This is a genomic window from Arthrobacter sp. Br18, assembly GCF_000520555.1.
Classification (GTDB): Bacteria; Actinomycetota; Actinomycetes; order Actinomycetales; family Micrococcaceae; genus Arthrobacter_D.
The window spans coordinates 17,773-33,591 of record NZ_AZSA01000194.1 but is presented as its reverse complement, the minus strand read 5'-3'; the positions used below and the strand labels follow the sequence as shown (position 1 = coordinate 33,591).

Genomic DNA, 15,819 nt, shown 5'->3' with positions numbered 1-15,819 from the left:
CCGGTGAGGACGAAGAGGCTGATGGATGCTGCGGTGTCCAGTCCGAGCCCGAAGAGGAACCCGATCGGATACATTTTCGCGGGCCGGTCGACGAGCCGGGACAAGGGCTGGAGCAACCGGTGGAGGACACCGCGGTGATCGAGGTGGTGCTGGAGGTCGGCTTCATTGAGGGGACTGGTGTGCAGGGTGCGGCGGATCCGGTGGAGGTTCAGCAGCGATGGCAGGTTCAGGGCTCCGGCAGCAAGGAGGAACAGACCCGAGATGGTTGCTCCCCAGATTCCTGCGGCGGAGCGTAGGCCGGAGTTTTCATCGGACACAGCGCCGGCTATGGTCTCCAGCCCCATCGCGAGCAGCAGCACGGAGATGATGACGACGCTGGAGTGACCCAACGCGAACCAGAACCCTGTGGAGGCCGTTGGCCGGCCCTCGGCGAGCAGTCTTCGTGTTGCGTTGTCGATCGCGGCGATATGGTCCGGATCGAAGGCATGCCGGATACCCAGCGCGTAGGCACTGATCGCGAGGGCCAGAAGCGCCGCGGTGTTGCCGCCGAGCTCATCCTGTGCGGGCAGGACCAGTACCAGCAGCGCACCCCAGCCCAGAAGATGCAGCCCGGTAACCGCAGCCCCGACGGTGAGCAGGCCCCGGTGTTCAGCGGGTCGCAGTTGGTCCGGCCCGGTGGTTCCCACGGTGTCTCCCACGGTGGTTCCTTTCACGGTCGCTGTCTTCGGTGAGGGTTGTGGGGTGGGCAGGGTGTGTCCTGTCCACCCCACATCTTCTGGTGAAGAGGTGTGCCTGAAGCGGGTCAGGATTCCAGTGGGACGCCTGCTTCTTCGGCGTTGCCGAACATCGCGTCGATGTGGACGACGTCCTTGCCGGCGCGTTGCAGCAGGCTCGCGCCGACCCCGGAGCGGTAGCCCGAGCCGCAGTGGATCCAGAGCTTGCCTGCAGGGACCTCGTCGATGCGGGTGAGCAGTTCGTGCAGGGGGATGTTGACGGCTCCCGGGATGTGGGAGGAAGTGTATTCATCGGTGCGCCGGACATCCAGGATGGTCTCGTTGCCGGGACGCTGGGTGAGCATCGCTTCCCATCCGAGACGCGGATAAGAAACGACGGCGGTGTCGGGGGCGAGCTTCTGTGGGTCTGTTCCCAGGGCGGCGTCGGGGGAATCGATGCCGATGCGGGAGAGATCGCGGATGGCGTTCTCGACGTCGTCGTGTTCTCCGACGAGGGTGAGTTTCCTGTCCCAGGGCAGGACCCAGCCCAGGAAAGTGGTGAAACTGGAACCGTCGCCGTATTCGAAGCTCACTGATCCCTGCAGGTGGTTGCTGGCGTAGGCGACCCTGTTGCGCAGATCCACCACCCATTCGCCGTCCTCAAGCCGGCGCGAGAGTTCGGTGGGTTCCAACGAGTTCGGGACGGACAGCTCGGCGGGGCCGGGGCCTTGGGTGTTGGCTGGTCCCATGTGGGCGTAGTACGAGGGGTACGCGGTGAGGTTCGCGATGAGTTCGCGCACGAAGTGCTCTTCATCCGGGTCGGTGAGTGCGTGGTTGGTGGAGAGCTGCTCACCGACCGTGGATTCCCCTGCGCCGGTGGCCGGGCCCGAGGAGCAGAACGATCCGAAGCCGTGGGTGGGATACAGGGCCGCCTCATCGGCGGCTACCTCGACCAGGCGGCGGACCGAGGCGTACTGGTCGTGGGTGAGTGCAACGGTGTCATCGGCGTCGACCAGATCGGTGCGTCCCACGGACCCGTAGAGAAGGCTACCGCCGGAGAAGACCGCCTGCTCACCGGTTTCGGAGGTGGCGATGTAGGACAGGTGGGTGTGGGTGTGGCCGGGGGTCGCCACCGCCTTCAGCAGGAAACCTCCGATCTGGATCGTTTCGCCGTCGCTGATCGGGGTGCGCTCATAGGTCACCGGGTCGGCGGCGTTCACGAGATACACCGCGCCGAGCTGGTTGGCGAAGGCCAGGCCGCCGGTGACGTAGTCGTTGTGGATGTGGGTTTCGGCGATGTGCGTGATCCGCACCCCAGCTTTGGTCGCGGTCTTCTCCACCCGGTCCGTGTCCCGTTGCGGGTCGATGACCAGTGCCACCTCGCCATCGTGGATCAGGTAGCTGCGGTCCCCGAGCTGGGGGGTCTCGATGATGATGACGTCCATGGTTTTCTCCTTGAGTGTTCAACGATCAGGTGCAGGGTTTGAGATTGAAGTCCCGGGCGGGTTTTCAGGTGGTGGGCAGTCCGGCGCGCTGCCAGGCGATCATGCCGCCTGTCATGGTGGACGCGGTGAATCCGGCCTGGTTCAGTGCCTCCGCGGCGGTGGAGCTGCGGTTACCGCTGCGGCAGACCGCGACCACAGGGACAGCAGGGTCCAGTTCGTTCAACCGCGCATGCAGGTCGCCCATGGGAATGTGCAGGGCTTCCGGGATCATGCCCTCGGCCACCTCGGATTCTTCACGGACGTCGAGGATCTGGTCGGCGCCGCGACGGGCGTCGGTGTCTGCAACGGTGATTTCAGACATCAGGTTCTCCTTAAAAATGGTTTTGTTTGGACAGGTGTCAGGAGGTGAGCAGATCGGGGATTGTGGTGATCAGGACCCAGGCTGCGACGACGAAGACAAGTACCGCGAACGCGGTGCGTACGTGCTGGTCCTTGAGCCTGTCGGCGAATCGTCCGGCCACCAGGGATCCGAGGATGGCTGGGATGGCGAAGGACAGCACGATCGGCCAGTCGATGGTGAACCCGCCCAGGTGGGCACTGAATCCTGCCGCGGAGTTGATGACGATGATGACCAGGGAAGTGCCGACGGCCTGCTTCATGCGGAGCCCTAGGAGCAGGGTCAGGGCAGGAGTGATGAGGAATCCACCACCGACGCCAAGGAGCCCGGTCAGGAAACCGACAGCCAGCCCGACACCGACAGCCTTCGGGGCACACGCACGCCACACCGTGTTCCCTGTGGTGCAGGACCCGCCGGTTTCGCTGGTGGTGCCCAGCATGCGGATACCGGCGATCACCATGATGACGGCGAAGGCGAGCATCAGCACCTCAGGATCCAGGAACCGCCCGGCAGCCGCACCGGCCCACGTCGCGGGAATACCTGCTGCGCCGATGATCAACGCGACCGGCCAGCGGATGCTTCCCCGCAACCGGGGGATGAGCGCCGCCAGTGAGGATACGCCGACCACCAGCAACGAGGTGGGGATCGCCTCGGTGGTGCTCAGCCCCACCCCGTAGACCAGGGCGGGAACGGCAATAATCGATCCGCCGCCCCCGACCACACCCAGCACGATCCCGACGACGAGCCCCAGGATCAGTGCCGGAATCACGACGCCCGAGATTTTTCGGCGGAAGCGTTCCTGGTCGGTAATTGCAGGATGGCCGCTTCGCGGGTGGGTTCCTGGGCGGCTTTGTTCCAGGGCAGAACCGAGAGTGCCTTGCCCATTGCACAGGTATTACTCGCCGCGGAGAACGTCAGACCGGTGCCGATAGCGCCGGCCAGCAGGCGGAACCTGGGGGAAACGAACCTGCCCCCGGCCAGTCCGAGTACGACGGCGGAGCCTGCAACGAGGCGGACCTGACGCTCAAGATCCCAGCGCACCTGCCCGCGCACGACATCGCCGCCGACGGCGGCGAAACCGGGTACCCCGCCAGTGAGGACATAGGCCGTGCCGATGCCGGCTCCCGCCAGGCGCTGACGGGCCTGTTCGGAACGCACGCCGGACTGGCAGACCAGCACGACGCGGCTACCCAGACGCGCGGCGAGTTCATCGGTGTGCTCCGAAAGCAGCGGCAGCGGCACGTTGTAGGAACCACGAATATGCAGAGTCTCGAACTCCGCAGCGGAGCGCACATCGAGAACGGTCAGGTCCTCGTGCTGGGTGATCCAGGACCGCAGTTCCTGCGGCTCAAGGAACGTCGCGGCAGGTACAGACAGAAGGGGGGACGTCATGGGTGTCCTTTCAAGACAGACGCGGGAAATCCAACGACGAGAAACAACTCTTCCATATACCCCCAGGGGTACGCAAACACACCCCTGGGGGTATACTGGAACGAACGTTTATCTATTGGGAGATCTCGCATGAAACTCGATTCGACAGAACTGACCCCCGTGATCAACCGGCTCAAGCGCGCGCAGGGGCAGCTGACCGCCGTGACCCGCATGCTCGAGGAAGGACGCGACTGCAAGGACATCGTCACTCAACTCGCCGCCGTCTCCAAGGCACTGGACCGGGCAGGATTCGCCATCATCGCCACAGGACTCGAGCAATGCATCGCCCGCGAAGACACCACCATGGACAAGAAAGAGCTCGAGAAGCTCTTCCTCTCCCTGGCCTGAGCAGCAAAGCCTGAAAGCCAGCAGCAACAACCATCTGAAGGAGTGCACGCATGTCATACACCCATAAAGTTGTCCTACCACTTGGATACGACGAGGCCGTGGAGCAGACCCGTACCGCCCTCTCCGTCCAGGGCTTCGGAATCCTCTCCGAAATCGACGTGCGGGCCACGTTTGAAAAGAAACTCGGCGCAGAGGCCGCCCAGGAGTTGGGCGACTACCTCATCCTCGGAGCCTGCAATCCACAACTGGCCAGCCGGGCCCTCGCCGCAGAACCTGGACTGGGCGCACTACTGCCATGCAACGTCGTCGTGCGTCGAGGCAACGATGCCCACGAAACCACAGTCGAGGCCATCGACCCGCAAACCATGGTCCAGCTCACGGATACCCAGGCAGTGCGGGAAGTCGCCGACGACGCAGACACCCGCCTCCAGGCAGCATTGGCAAGCCTCACCACACCCTGACTCCCGCCCTTCAAGGAAATGACCGCCACGGAGGACGCCGGCAACGTGGTCCCGACACTGAGGGGGCGGCCGCGACCTTCAAGAAGCGCCGAGCTTTGTCAGCCACGTAGCGCTGTCAGAACAACGTCAAATACCCCTGCGATCCACACCAGCAATTCCGCGAGTTTCAACTGTTCGCATGGAGTGCTGAAGCGCGTCCCGGTGGAGGACCGGCTTGCGGACGCGCGTCTCCGGCTCAGCCAAGGAGCTTCACCGCAACAAAGGCCAACTGCCCCACCCCAATAGTGGTGCTGATCCACGTGATCGCCTTTTTCGCCCTGGCCTGGATCATCACCACCGCAGCACGCACGGCCAAACCCGCAGCCGGTCTCGTCCGGACCTCCGTAGAAGAGCAGCGGTGAAGCCCCTGCCGGCTGCCCCTGTTGACAGGCCTGGAGGCCACTGATCGAGACTGGCCGGAGAACATACGGCAAGAGACACGTGCCTACTAGAGATCTGACCACGTACGACAAAAGATGAGGAACACGACCATGATGAACGGCAACGATATGGGCGGTATGGGATTGATGTGGATCTTCGGGTTGCTGATGCTCGTGGGGGTGATCGTGCTGATAGTCGTGCTGGTGAAGGCCTTCTCCGGCAGATCCCAGAACACGGCCGGCCCCGACAACAGCCGTGGCCCGGGCACTGGTCCTGGCCGTGGGCGGGAAATACTCGAAGAACGCTACGCCCGCGGGGAGCTGAGCACCGAGGAATACCGGGAGCGGCTGAGCACCCTGGAGGAAGACAGCCATTGAGCCCACTGACCCGCCGCCAGCTGCTGGCACTGGGTGCGGCAGGGGCCGGTGCCACCATCGTCGGCGGGGCAGGGCTGTGGTGGACCACCAGCAGCAGTCGTGGATACATGGGAGGGCAGGACTTGATCGAACCCCAAGTGCTGTCCAGCCGAGACCGCGTACTGGCACTGGACCTGGAAGCCGCACCGACACGGATCCAAGTCGGAGGGCGTGAGGCCTCCGTGCAGACTTTCAACGGGTCCCTGCCGGGCCCGACGCTGCGCGTAGCACCCGGGGACACGATCCGGGTGGCAATGACCAACCGGCTCGAGGCCCCGACGAACCTGCACGTGCACGGTCTGCACGTCTGCCCCGAGGGCAACGGCGACAACCCGTTCCTGAGCATCGCCCCGGGAGAGTCCTTCGACTACGAGTTCGTTCTACCCGAAGACCACCTACCGGGAACCTACTGGTACCACCCCCACCGCCACGGCCACGTCGCCGACCAGGTCGCCGCCGGTCTCTACGGGGCGATCATCGTCGAGGATACCGAGCCGGTTCCGGTGGCCCGGGAGCGGGTCTTGGTGGTCTCCGATCTGTCCCTGGATGCTTCCGGGAACCTGGCCGAGATCGACCGGATGCAACAGATGATGGGCAGGGAAGGCGAGGTCGTGCTCGTCAACGGCCAGGTCCGCCCGCGACTCACCGCCGCACCCGAGGAACGCGAACGGTGGCGAATCGTCAACGCCTGCCCCTCCCGGTATCTGCGGTTGCAGCTGGAGGGCCAACAGGTCCGGTTGCTCAGCCGCGACCTCGGACGCCTGCCAGTCCCCGAGGAGATCACCGAAGTACTCCTCGCTCCCGGCAATCGTGTGGAGTTGCTCATCGAGACCACCGAGGGCTCCGCAGTGCTGGTTGCCGCCCCGGTAGGCCGCGGCGGCATGGACTCGATGATGGGCGGGGGCATGATGGGTGACAATAACCCCGGCAACGACGACGCGACCGAGCTGTTCACCCTCGAGGTGACAGGCGATGCGGCCCAAACCCCACAACCAGTCCCCGCCGGCCCCGCGCTGCGTGACCTGCGCGGAGAACCGGTCGCCGGACGCAAGACCCTGGACTTCGCCATGGGCATGGCCGGCAGCATGGGCGGTGACGGTGCCACGATGGGTGGTATGGGCAGCGGGGAGAACAGCGTGATGGCGTTCACCATCAACGGCCAGGAATTCGATCCAGAACGAACCGACGCCCCGGTCACGGCCGGCACCGTGGAGGAATGGACCCTGACCAACTCCAGCCCCATGGATCACCCCGTACACCTGCACGTGTGGCCCATGCAGATCATCGACGACGGTGACCGCGACGTCTCCGAACCGAGGTGGCAGGACGTCGTCAACGTCCCTGCCCGCGGACAGGTGAAAGTCCTCATCGCCTTCGAAGACTTCCCCGGACGCACCGTCTACCACTGCCACATCCTCGACCACGAAGACCAAGGCATGATGGGCACCGTCGAAGCCCGCCGAGGCTAGGCCACCGGAGGGCGATGCCGCTGCCCGGACCTCAGCGCCCGACAGCTGCGCCCAGCGGGACATCGGACCTCAAGCAACGATCCCGTCCCCACGAGGGACGCATCAGGAGGATCGCACCAGCTGCGCTGCCCTGTCGGCCATTACCAGCGTTGGGTGTGCTGGGGATCGAGCCGCCAAAAAATGGCCGATTGAAGTCCACCCCGAAGACGGACCGTAGAGACGTCCCGGCAACCCGCATGCCGCCGACGGCCAGCAGGAATCCGGCATCAACGAGTATTGCATTCTGCGTGACCATGGACTTGATGCCCCAGTCCGAGGGACGTCTGGGGCGACTCGTGCACACCGTTCGCGGGGCAGGGCGTAAACGAGCCGGGACGGATCACCGCGAAGGAATCAGCGGATGTGGAAGCCCGCCTGGGTCACGGGTACCGTCTCTGCCCTGCCACCCCCACAGTTAGCAGCTCCGGGACCGATCTGGGGGAGCGAGAAGTTCTGCGCACCTTCTGTGTCGAGGGTGAAGGCCACCATCTTGCCGTCCAGGACAACACCGGCGGCCGTCTCGCCCTTGGTGATGGTTCCGCTGACTTCTGTCCGGCCGTCATTGAACTCCAGGCACGTCAACCGGGCCGTGAAGTGGGATAAACCTGACGGGCTGTTGTGTGTGAAGGACAGGCGTCCGGCGGCCACACCGTCGCTGCCGAGTTTGCCTTCCACCGACAACCTCCGCTGGTCCTCCGGCAGGGAGCTCACGGCTGCCCCATTGATGCGATGAACCTCGCTGGCGCTGGTGCTGGAGTTGGTGCGGGGGGTTCCGTTCGCGTCCGCGAAAGCCGGACTCGGAGCGAGCAACGCCAAAACGGCGATGCTCATTGGGGCGAGCAACGTTCGTAGCCGCACGATAGTCTCCTGACGAGGATGGATGACAAATATCCACCCAGCCTACCCACGCGACAGATCGAGATTCTGTAATCCAGGACACTGACGCCGACCCACCCACACCACTGTCAGCGCTAAGCCTGAATCCACCGGTCGGCTGTCGCTGGTGGATTCAGGCTGAGGCGGGCGGTGGCTCCAGTGTCGGGCGTAGGACAGAGGAGTGATCATGAATCTTTCCACGGGTGGCCGGGTCGGTCTGGCCGGTGCCGTAGTGGTCGGTGTTGCGTTCGGCATGGCTCGATATGCCTACGGTTTGACGTTGCCTGACATTCGGCAGGACCTCGGGCTCTCCGAACTTGTGCTCGGCCTGGTTGCCAGCGCAACGTTCGCGGGTTATTTGACCGGGCTGCTGCTCGCTGGTCCACTCGCCACCCGCCATGGGTTCCGCGCTCCGACAACGGTAGGAGGCGTCTGCGGTGCCCTGGGAGCGCTGATCGTGACGTTCGCCCAGTCCTCCTGGCTCCTCGCCGTCGGCGTCATCCTGGCCGGTAGCGCGGGCGGTTGGGTCTGGGCGCCCTACTCGGACATCGCTACCCGTTTGGTGCCCTTACGGCAGCAGCCAAGGACATTGGCGATCATTACCACCGGCACCAGCGGTGGCTTGGTACTCCTCGGGGGCCTGGCCGTGCTCGCCATGCTGGGATCGTGGCGGTTGGTCTGGGCCGGCATCGCGGTGGCCGCGGTGGCCGCCGGAGCCCTGAACCTCCGCCTGGTACCGAAAACCAAGCTGGAGCCGCGGCCGGACGGCCCGCGCGATATCTCGTCACTGGTCAGGGTGCTGGGAGTTCCGGCCGCCTACTCCGTCGTCTACTTCGCCGTCGTCGTCATCTACTTCACCTATGCCGCGGATGTTCTGGACGGCGGCACCCTCCCTACGGTGGCCGTCCCGGCACTCTACGCGGCCATCGGGCTCACCGGCATGGTGGGTATAGGGGCCGGTGCTATGGCCCGACGAGTAGGTACATCACGGATTGCAGCACTGTGCCTCGTGACAGTCGGCGCAGCACTGGCGATCCTCGGGCTGGCCAGCCATTCCCTGACCGCGACGGCGATCTCCGCAGCAATCTTCGGCATGGCATACATGACAGGATCAGCAGTCCTCGCAGTCTGGACCGCCGAACTGCTACCCAAACGAGCAGGAGCGGCATTCACGAGCTGCCTCGTCGTAGGAGCCCTCAGCTCAGTCGCAGCACCAGCCCTCGCCGGCGCGATCATTCCGGGGCTGGGGTTGGGAACACTACTTGTCCTCACCGCCATCGTGTCACTGCTCAGCGGGGCAGCGCTGATGCTGCACAAACCATCCACAGCGGACTTCAACAGAAGCAGACGGTGAGAGCGAAAGCCCTCCTCGTCTACGCCCCACGTGCGACAACAATCCACTGGATCGCCCCAGAGCCACCCTGCCTCGCCGACCCGAACAGTGACTGGCTCAATTTGATCCTTGCGCAAGCTGATCGCCGAAGCTTTCGAATCGCACGCCGAGACGTGTTCATGCTGAACGTCTCCCGAGAACTCGTCCCCTGAGTCTGGCAAGATGGCAATCGTACTACTTGTCCTGTGGACGACCGTCCATAGAACACTCGGCAGCGAAGGCACTCAGAACGGCGCGTCGTGTTTCATGGCCCGTGTCCGAGAGCTATGTGCTGTCACGCACCTTGGCGGTACAGTTTGCTCCATGGCAGCTGTCGGTTATGCGCGCGTTTCGACTCGGGAGCAGAATCTCGACGGTCAGACCGATGCGCTCGAGGCCGCCGGGTGCGAGAAGGTCTTCATCGAACACGCTTCAGGTGTTCTCGCGAAGCGGCCGGCCCTTGATGACGCTCTGGAGTATCTGCGTGCCGGGGACACCTTGGTGGTGACGAAGCTCGACCGGTTGGGCCGTTCGGTTCGGAATCTGAAGGAAGTCGTCGACGGACTCGAGAAGCAGGGCATCGGGCTGAAGGCACTCTCTCAGGGCATCGATACGACGACCCCTGGTGGGCGGTTGTTCTTTCACATGCTCGCGGCGATCGCAGAGTTCGAGCACGATCTGATCGTTGAGCGCACAAAGACGGGCTAGCCGCAGCGAGGGCCCGTGGCCGCAAGGGTGGGGGCCGGTTCAAGATGACGCCGACAAAAGCCCGACAGGCTCGGGCGATGTATGACGAGAAAACCTACACGGTGCAGCAGATCGCCGAAACGTTCGGGGTGTCGCGAGGCACGATCTACCGGCACCTCGGCGAAGACGCCAGAGTCTAGGCGTGGCGAGGGGTCGTGGTGCAGCGCAGCGTCCAGGACAAGCTCGCACTGCTGCGCCAGCACGATGATGGTGTTCCATGGACTCGTATAGCCGCTGAATCAGGGGTTCCCCTGCGGACACTGGGCCGTTGGGCCGCGAAACACCGTGCTGATTCAGTGTCCGAAGGTCTCCACCGGCCCTGTCGGGCTGACCGCGGCACACGACACATCCCGTCGGAGCTCATCGAAGCGATCGAGGCACTGGCGCTACAGAAACCCGAACCCACAATCGCGTTAATTCACCGGCGCGTCAGCGAAATCGCCCGCGACCGGGAAATCCCGGCACCGAGCTATTCCAGTGTGCGCACCATCGTCTCCGCAATCGACCCAGGTTTGCGAACCCTCGCCCAGCACGGCGACGCCGCTTACCGGGACCGCTTCGAGTTGGTGTTCCGCCGGACCGCGACCGGCCCGAACGAGCAGTGGCAGGCAGACCATACCCTGCTCGATGTCATGATCCTCGGCAAGACGGGTGACCCGGTGCGGCCATGGTTGACCGTGGTACTCGATGACTACTCCCGTGCCGTTGCCGGGTACACCGTGTTTATCGGAGCACCCACCGCCGAGCAGACCGCCCTGGCCTTGCACCAGGCCGTGAACCGCAAGACGAATCCCGCCTGGCCCGTGTCCGGTCTGCCCGATGTGCTCTACAGCGACCATGGCTCCGACTTCACCTCAGCCCGCCTCGAGCAGGTCTGCCTGGATACTCACACCCGGCTCATTCATTCAAGGGTCGGGGTGCCCCAAGGCCGCGGGAAGATCGAACGGTTCTACGGCACCATCACTACCGAACTCCTGCCCCACCTGCCCCACCTGCCTGGGTATATTCCGCATGGAACGAATGGGAAGCCTGTCTCGCCGCCGGCGTTGAGCCTTGAACAGCTCGACGGGATCCTCGAACGATTCATCGTCGAGGACTACAACCAGCGACCACACTCGCAAACAGGAGAGACACCAGCCCACCGGTGGGCAGCTTCCGGGTTCATTCCGCGCAGCCCGGCCCGACCCGAAGACCTCGACCTGCTTTTGCTCAACGCGACCGCTACCCGGAAAGTGCAACGCGACGGCGTCCAATTCGCCTCCACCCGATACATCTCACCCGTCCTCGCCGCGTACGTCGGCGAGCAGGTCACCGTCCGGTTCAACCCACGCGACGTCGGCGAGATCCGCGTCTACTACAACAATGAGTACCTTTGCCGAGCGATCGCCCCGGAACTCGCCGCGACCGCCGTCTCACTCGAAGAACTCCAAGCCGCCCGATCCAAACGCCGACGCAACCTCAAAGACCAGCTACGACAACGCCGCAGCCTCGCAGACGCCCTCCCGGCAGACACCCGGTATACGCCGGTCGAACCACTCAGCCCGGACAGCGCGGAACAAAGCATCACACCGATCACCGCCGATGAAACCACTGAACAGACCGCCCTACGACACGGATTGCGCCTTTATGCCACCGACTAGCCCCAAGCACAGCGTCCTCGGCGCAGCAGACGACGGACGCAGATTCCTCACCTACACCCTCGGGGAGATCAACGACAGACCTTCAGCAATCCCGGAGCGACCCCCTCTCCAGACCACCCGTGAACATCGCCGCTTCACCGAGTTCGCCGACGCGGTCCGCGTCCACCGCTACATCGGGCTCTGCTGGGGACCACCAAGCGTCGGCAAAACCCTCTCAGCCCGCCACTACGCCGCCGCCGACGACTGGGACCAATGGCGGGGAGACTTCGCCGACGACCTCGGTCCCGTACCGGAACGGGTACTCCAAGGCCGCACCGCGTTCTTCACCCCCACAGTCGCAGCAACCATCCGACAAATCGACCAAGGCCTGCCGCAGGCATGCCAACAGATCTCCTACGCCGCGGACTACGCCGAGCACGGCAATATCGACCCCTTCGTCCACACCGAATCCCGCTCCAGCGGCCACACCGAACTCCTCATCATCGACGAAGCCGACCGCCTCAAAGCCCCCGGCCTCGAGCAGGTCCGCGACTACTTCGACCGCCACCACATGGGCGTCATCCTCATCGGCATGCCCGGCATCGAGAAAAGACTCGCCCGCTACCCCCAGCTCTACAGCCGCATAGGCTTCGCCCACGAATACCGACCCCTGACACCCGATGAACTCACCGCCGTCCTCACCAACAGACTCCCCACCACCAAGAACACGGCAGATGACGGAATCGCCCACGCCACCGCCATAGCAACCATCGTCCGCATCACCGGCGGCAACTTCCGCCTCGTCGACCGGCTCCTCACCCAAATCACCCGAATCCAAGCCCTCAACAAACTCGAGACCCTCACACCCGAACTCGTCGACGCAGCCCGAGAAGCACTCCTCATCGGCCACTAACCGCTGTGAAAACCGTGCCACTTACCTCTGCGATTCACACCGCAGCAGGCCGAATAGGGGAAAATCTTCGTCTCGTAGGAGGATCCCTCAGTGGGACGCGCCAAGCGCTGTAGCGACTACGGACCCCGCCAACTACCCTCCAAAAAGCCCGCCATCTTGATGAACACTCGCACCAGAGAACTACGACGCCCAGTGCGATTCCCAGCAGTGCGCAGACGAGGATCAGCTCGAAGATCCTGAACATGAAGAAGAGGGCCTGCAGCCAGGAATACCCGGCCATCATGGCCAGCTCGACAAAAATCCAGATCACCCTTCCGAAGCCGGCCACGGCCGCCGCCAACAGGGCGGGCTCTCCTCACGATCATCAAAAGGGCACTGGCCGGCTGTGTGCCGCCGACCACCAGAATCAGGATGAAGCCGGGAATTAGCGGTTTCCCCGGTGAGCCCGTACCAGGGTCGAAAGGCTCGCGGTGATCGGTTGGCAGTGCGTGATGGGGTGCGCGTTGCCGCTGGGTTCTCAGCCGAGGTGCTGTTGGAGGCAGGGGACCAAAGCCTCTGATCGGGGCTCCGGTGCTGTGCTTATGTGGGCAACACCGAGTTTAGGTTGGCACCACCGATTATTGCGGAACCTCCGGTCCGCCAGGGATCACAAGAGCGGGACCCGTGCTGAAAGGAGCCCGAGACCGTGCTGACCCACGTGAACGTGAATAGGGGTGCCTGGGCCGTCACCGGTCTGCTGGCCCTCGTCGCCGCGGCCGCCGGTCTGTGGGACCCGGCGATCTACGACCGGATAGTTTCCCCTGGAATCATCCGCGGAGCCTATTCCCAGGATCTTATCTCCGCCGCGGCGGCCCTGTGTCTGCTGTATCTGGCCCTCACCGGACGGTCCGGGACGCCCAGGCGGCAGATTATTGTCCTGGGCCTCCTGGGATACCTGTTCTATGCCTACGGCATCTACGTCATCGAGCGCACCTACAACGGCCTCTACCTGCTGTATATGGCGGTGTTCGCCCTGTCCTTCTGGGCCCTGGTGTATGCAGGAGCTACCCTGCGCAGGAACCTGCAGCAGCCGGCGCTGCCGAGGGGGATTCGTGTCGTCTCGGCCTCGGGTGCACTGCTTCAGCCGATGGTCTTCTACCCCCTGTGGATCGGAATGCTCCTGCCGCTGATGCGCACCGGGGAACAGATCGATTCCTTGCACTCGATCTTCATCCTGGACCTGTGCTTCATCATGCCGGCCTTCCTGATCCTGTCCGTCCTGACCTACCGGCAGCACGCCACCGGACTGATCCTGCTGCCTGCGCTCCATGTCCTGGGGTTCACTCTCATCTTTTCCCTCGCAGCCGGTGAAGTGGTGAAACCGCTGTTCGACCTGCCATTGAACCACGCGTCCTTCTGGCCCGCGCTGGCCCTCTCCGCGTTCTTCCTGGTTCTCGGCGTCCTGCACCTGCGCAAACTACAGATGACTCCGGAGGCGTTCGGCGACGGACAGAGCGGTCAGAACGACGCGGAGCCGGTCCACGTAGAGCCCGGAGGGTGAGCCAGCCGTTCAGCCGGTCAGCGGCCTCGCGCTCCCGGCCGCGGTTTCCGGCGGCAGGCCCGGTCCTGGCAGTGGCTGGTCGACCGGGCCCTGGTCGAGCCGGAACGGCGGATACTCATCGCGCATCAGTGCCACATAGGCAATCACCCGGTAGATCCAGCGGTTCAGGCCGAGAATCAGGTTGAACAAGGTTCTCCGGTAGGTCCGGGTGAACAGCAGGATCACGGCGGCAACGAGGACCAGAATGGTCAGTAACGATACTCCCGCGGATTGCCGGGATTCCCATTCCCGGGCCGCGGTTGCTCCCCAGCGCGGGTCCCAGGACCAGGAATTGCCGGTCAGGGCCGCCACGATCAGCAGGTGCGGGAGAGCCAGCGGCCAGGACTTGACCAGCACCAGACCCCGCGAAAGCCGCTGCGGATACTCGACGTCGAAATCAGCCGGATAGTCGGTCCGCGCCAGGGTGAACGGCGGGTACCGATCTGTGCCCAGAGCGGTGTAGGCGTAGAAGGAACCCGCCAGCTCCACCGCAGCACCCCGACGTTGAAGTCGAAGAGCGCACGGGGGTACCGGCCGGTGAACAGGATCGCGAACCCGGCCACGATGGTGGTCATCAGTAGGGCGAACCCGAGGAAGAACAGCACAATCACGTGCGGAATGGCCAGGAACCACTTCACCAGCCACATCCAGGACGACAGGGAAGGGTCCACGTGGCCGGACAGTCGAGCCGGATAGGACCGATATTCGTCCCCGGACGGCGGAACGATGGCGGGGGCGCCGGCAGAGCCCGGGGGCCGGGTGTCGGCCGAGGAAGATACCGGAGGCCCGGAGGGGGTCGGTCCGTCATGCCGGACCGCGTGCTGCTCGCCGTAGGGGGCCGGCGGACCGTGGCGGCCCAGTGCTGCGGCTCCGGCGACGATCAGGGCCACGCCGGCGGCCACCAGGATCACCCCGCCGGCCAGCAGCCACCAGGCGATCGGTCCGAGCAGGTTCGTCCGAGCCCCGGCTTGCAGGTCGACGCCGGTCAGAACGGCGCCGTCGGTTGCCATGACCACAACCGCCCAGCTGCCGGGGCGGATATCCCACATGAGCTCCTGGGTCCCCGGACCGGCGGCCGAGGCTTCCCAGAAGGCCTGCGTTGTAGGGGGTGCGGGGGAGGAGGAGCCGGACACGGTGCGGTACTCGGGCCGGAACGGGGCAAACTGAACCTGTGTCAATTCTGTCTGTTCAACGCCGGCCAGATAGTCCGCCACCTCCGCCTGGTCAGCAATGCCGATGAAAATCTCCTGCCCGGCCTCGGCGGATGCCGCGCGTAGCAGGATGCTGCCGACGTCGCCGGTCGAGAAGACGGCGGGCAGCCCGTCATCGACAATGAGATCCAGCCCCGGACTGGTGAGGGCATAGGAATCCGCCTGGTACCGCTCCAGCGGAGCGGTGAAGTAGCTGCCGTCCCGCTGCTGGAATTGTGCCCAGCCGAGAACCGCGGAGCCGGCGAGCATTCCCAGCCCGGTCAGCGCCATCAAGGTGCCCAGCACCAGCAGAATAACTCGACCTGCTTTCATGGTGGCCTTCCTTACGTGCGTGGAGCATTCCTGCCGGTAGGCCGGTGGGCT

The 15,819-nt window shown here is 64.4% G+C and carries 16 protein-coding genes and 2 pseudogenes; 10 read left to right on the top strand and 8 right to left on the bottom strand.

Annotated features, from left to right (window positions below; translation table 11 throughout):
• The 5 genes and pseudogenes from Y704_RS0100170 to Y704_RS0100150 all read right to left on the bottom strand — a co-directional run.
• A pseudogene (locus Y704_RS0100170) lies at nucleotides 1-698 on the bottom strand (HoxN/HupN/NixA family nickel/cobalt transporter); the annotation flags it as partial.
• 104 nt (nucleotides 699-802) lie between these two features.
• Nucleotides 803-2,158, bottom strand: a complete 1,356-nt coding sequence (locus Y704_RS0100165; RefSeq protein ID WP_026548636.1) for an MBL fold metallo-hydrolase — start codon at nucleotides 2,156-2,158, stop codon at nucleotides 803-805.
• 64 nt (nucleotides 2,159-2,222) lie between these two features.
• The gene (locus Y704_RS0100160) at nucleotides 2,223-2,519 is read right to left on the bottom strand and encodes a rhodanese-like domain-containing protein (protein ID WP_026548635.1); all 297 of its coding nucleotides are present in this window, start codon (nucleotides 2,517-2,519) and stop codon (nucleotides 2,223-2,225) included.
• Nucleotides 2,520-2,556: 37 nt separating this feature from the next.
• On the bottom strand, nucleotides 2,557-3,324 hold the full coding sequence (locus Y704_RS0100155; protein ID WP_026548634.1) for a sulfite exporter TauE/SafE family protein: 768 nt from the start codon (nucleotides 3,322-3,324) through the stop codon (nucleotides 2,557-2,559).
• Complete coding sequence (locus Y704_RS0100150; protein ID WP_026548633.1) at nucleotides 3,321-3,947, bottom strand: rhodanese-like domain-containing protein; 627 nt, start codon at nucleotides 3,945-3,947, stop codon at nucleotides 3,321-3,323. The genes Y704_RS0100155 and Y704_RS0100150 overlap by 4 nt, the downstream gene beginning before the upstream one ends.
• A gap of 129 nt (nucleotides 3,948-4,076) precedes the next feature.
• On the opposite strand from Y704_RS0100150, the gene Y704_RS0100145 reads away from it, so the two are divergent.
• The 4 genes from Y704_RS0100145 to Y704_RS0100125 all read left to right on the top strand — a co-directional run bounded on the left by Y704_RS0100145 (nucleotide 4,077) and on the right by Y704_RS0100125 (nucleotide 7,100).
• On the top strand, nucleotides 4,077-4,334 hold the full coding sequence (locus Y704_RS0100145; RefSeq protein WP_026548632.1) for a metal-sensitive transcriptional regulator: 258 nt from the start codon (nucleotides 4,077-4,079) through the stop codon (nucleotides 4,332-4,334).
• 50 nt (nucleotides 4,335-4,384) lie between these two features.
• Nucleotides 4,385-4,795 carry a DUF302 domain-containing protein gene (locus Y704_RS0100140; RefSeq protein WP_026548631.1) on the top strand — a complete coding sequence of 137 codons (411 nt, stop codon included), beginning with the start codon at nucleotides 4,385-4,387 and terminating at the stop codon, nucleotides 4,793-4,795.
• A gap of 530 nt (nucleotides 4,796-5,325) precedes the next feature.
• A complete protein-coding gene (locus tag Y704_RS0100130; RefSeq protein ID WP_026548630.1) occupies nucleotides 5,326-5,592 on the top strand; it encodes an SHOCT domain-containing protein in 267 nt (88 codons plus the stop codon).
• Nucleotides 5,589-7,100 carry a multicopper oxidase family protein gene (locus Y704_RS0100125; RefSeq protein WP_026548629.1) on the top strand — a complete coding sequence of 504 codons (1,512 nt, stop codon included), beginning with the start codon at nucleotides 5,589-5,591 and terminating at the stop codon, nucleotides 7,098-7,100. Before Y704_RS0100130 ends, Y704_RS0100125 begins: the two co-directional genes overlap by 4 nt.
• 393 nt (nucleotides 7,101-7,493) lie before the next feature.
• Here Y704_RS0100125 and Y704_RS0100120 read toward each other — a convergent pair whose 3' ends face one another.
• On the bottom strand, nucleotides 7,494-7,997 hold the full coding sequence (locus Y704_RS0100120; RefSeq protein WP_155850129.1) for a hypothetical protein: 504 nt from the start codon (nucleotides 7,995-7,997) through the stop codon (nucleotides 7,494-7,496).
• 205 nt (nucleotides 7,998-8,202) lie between these two features.
• Here Y704_RS0100120 and Y704_RS17750 point away from each other — a divergent pair, with 205 nt between their 5' ends.
• The 6 genes and pseudogenes from Y704_RS17750 to Y704_RS17740 all read left to right on the top strand — a co-directional run bounded on the left by Y704_RS17750 (nucleotide 8,203) and on the right by Y704_RS17740 (nucleotide 14,206).
• Nucleotides 8,203-9,369, top strand: coding sequence for an MFS transporter (locus Y704_RS17750; protein ID WP_051476529.1), 1,167 nt, complete (start codon nucleotides 8,203-8,205; stop codon nucleotides 9,367-9,369).
• A 342-nt stretch (nucleotides 9,370-9,711) separates the two neighbouring features.
• Nucleotides 9,712-10,274: pseudogene (locus Y704_RS17745) on the top strand (recombinase family protein).
• An 18-nt stretch (nucleotides 10,275-10,292) separates the two neighbouring features.
• Nucleotides 10,293-11,774: a Mu transposase C-terminal domain-containing protein gene (locus Y704_RS0100105; RefSeq protein WP_253904153.1), complete on the top strand. Its 1,482-nt coding sequence runs from the start codon at nucleotides 10,293-10,295 to the stop codon at nucleotides 11,772-11,774.
• Entirely contained in the window at nucleotides 11,761-12,666 is a 906-nt protein-coding gene (locus tag Y704_RS0100100; protein WP_081747297.1) for an AAA family ATPase, read from the top strand. Before Y704_RS0100105 ends, Y704_RS0100100 begins: the two co-directional genes overlap by 14 nt.
• 242 nt (nucleotides 12,667-12,908) lie before the next feature.
• On the top strand, nucleotides 12,909-13,094 hold the full coding sequence (locus Y704_RS24720) for a hypothetical protein (protein ID WP_026548625.1): 186 nt from the start codon (nucleotides 12,909-12,911) through the stop codon (nucleotides 13,092-13,094).
• A 257-nt stretch (nucleotides 13,095-13,351) separates the two neighbouring features.
• Nucleotides 13,352-14,206 carry a hypothetical protein gene (locus Y704_RS17740; protein WP_051476528.1) on the top strand — a complete coding sequence of 285 codons (855 nt, stop codon included), beginning with the start codon at nucleotides 13,352-13,354 and terminating at the stop codon, nucleotides 14,204-14,206.
• Between the two features lie 9 nt (nucleotides 14,207-14,215).
• Here Y704_RS17740 and Y704_RS24930 read toward each other — a convergent pair whose 3' ends face one another.
• Together Y704_RS24930 and Y704_RS17735 are read right to left on the bottom strand one after the other, a co-directional pair.
• Entirely contained in the window at nucleotides 14,216-14,602 is a 387-nt protein-coding gene (locus Y704_RS24930) for a DUF4389 domain-containing protein (protein ID WP_253904152.1), read from the bottom strand.
• The gene (locus tag Y704_RS17735; RefSeq protein WP_253904151.1) at nucleotides 14,560-15,768 is read right to left on the bottom strand and encodes a DUF4389 domain-containing protein; all 1,209 of its coding nucleotides are present in this window, start codon (nucleotides 15,766-15,768) and stop codon (nucleotides 14,560-14,562) included. Before Y704_RS17735 ends, Y704_RS24930 begins: the two co-directional genes overlap by 43 nt.
• Between the last annotated feature and the right edge of the window lie 51 nt (nucleotides 15,769-15,819).

Excerpts from the sequence above, each read along its gene's own strand:
- Y704_RS0100165 (WP_026548636.1), bottom strand. The coding sequence starts at position 2,158 with ATGGACGTCATCATCATCGAGACCCCCCAGCTCGGGGACCGCAGCTAC.
- Y704_RS0100160 (WP_026548635.1), bottom strand. The coding sequence starts at position 2,519 with ATGTCTGAAATCACCGTTGCAGACACCGACGCCCGTCGCGGCGCCGAC.
- Y704_RS0100150 (WP_026548633.1), bottom strand. The coding sequence starts at position 3,947 with ATGACGTCCCCCCTTCTGTCTGTACCTGCCGCGACGTTCCTTGAGCCG.
- Y704_RS0100145 (WP_026548632.1), top strand. The coding sequence starts at position 4,077 with ATGAAACTCGATTCGACAGAACTGACCCCCGTGATCAACCGGCTCAAG.
- Y704_RS0100140 (WP_026548631.1), top strand. The coding sequence starts at position 4,385 with ATGTCATACACCCATAAAGTTGTCCTACCACTTGGATACGACGAGGCC.
- Y704_RS0100130 (WP_026548630.1), top strand. The coding sequence starts at position 5,326 with ATGATGAACGGCAACGATATGGGCGGTATGGGATTGATGTGGATCTTC.
- Y704_RS17750 (WP_051476529.1), top strand. The coding sequence starts at position 8,203 with ATGAATCTTTCCACGGGTGGCCGGGTCGGTCTGGCCGGTGCCGTAGTG.
- Y704_RS0100100 (WP_081747297.1), top strand. The coding sequence starts at position 11,761 with ATGCCACCGACTAGCCCCAAGCACAGCGTCCTCGGCGCAGCAGACGAC.
- Y704_RS24720 (WP_026548625.1), top strand. The coding sequence starts at position 12,909 with ATGAAGAAGAGGGCCTGCAGCCAGGAATACCCGGCCATCATGGCCAGC.
- Y704_RS17735 (WP_253904151.1), bottom strand. The coding sequence starts at position 15,768 with ATGAAAGCAGGTCGAGTTATTCTGCTGGTGCTGGGCACCTTGATGGCG.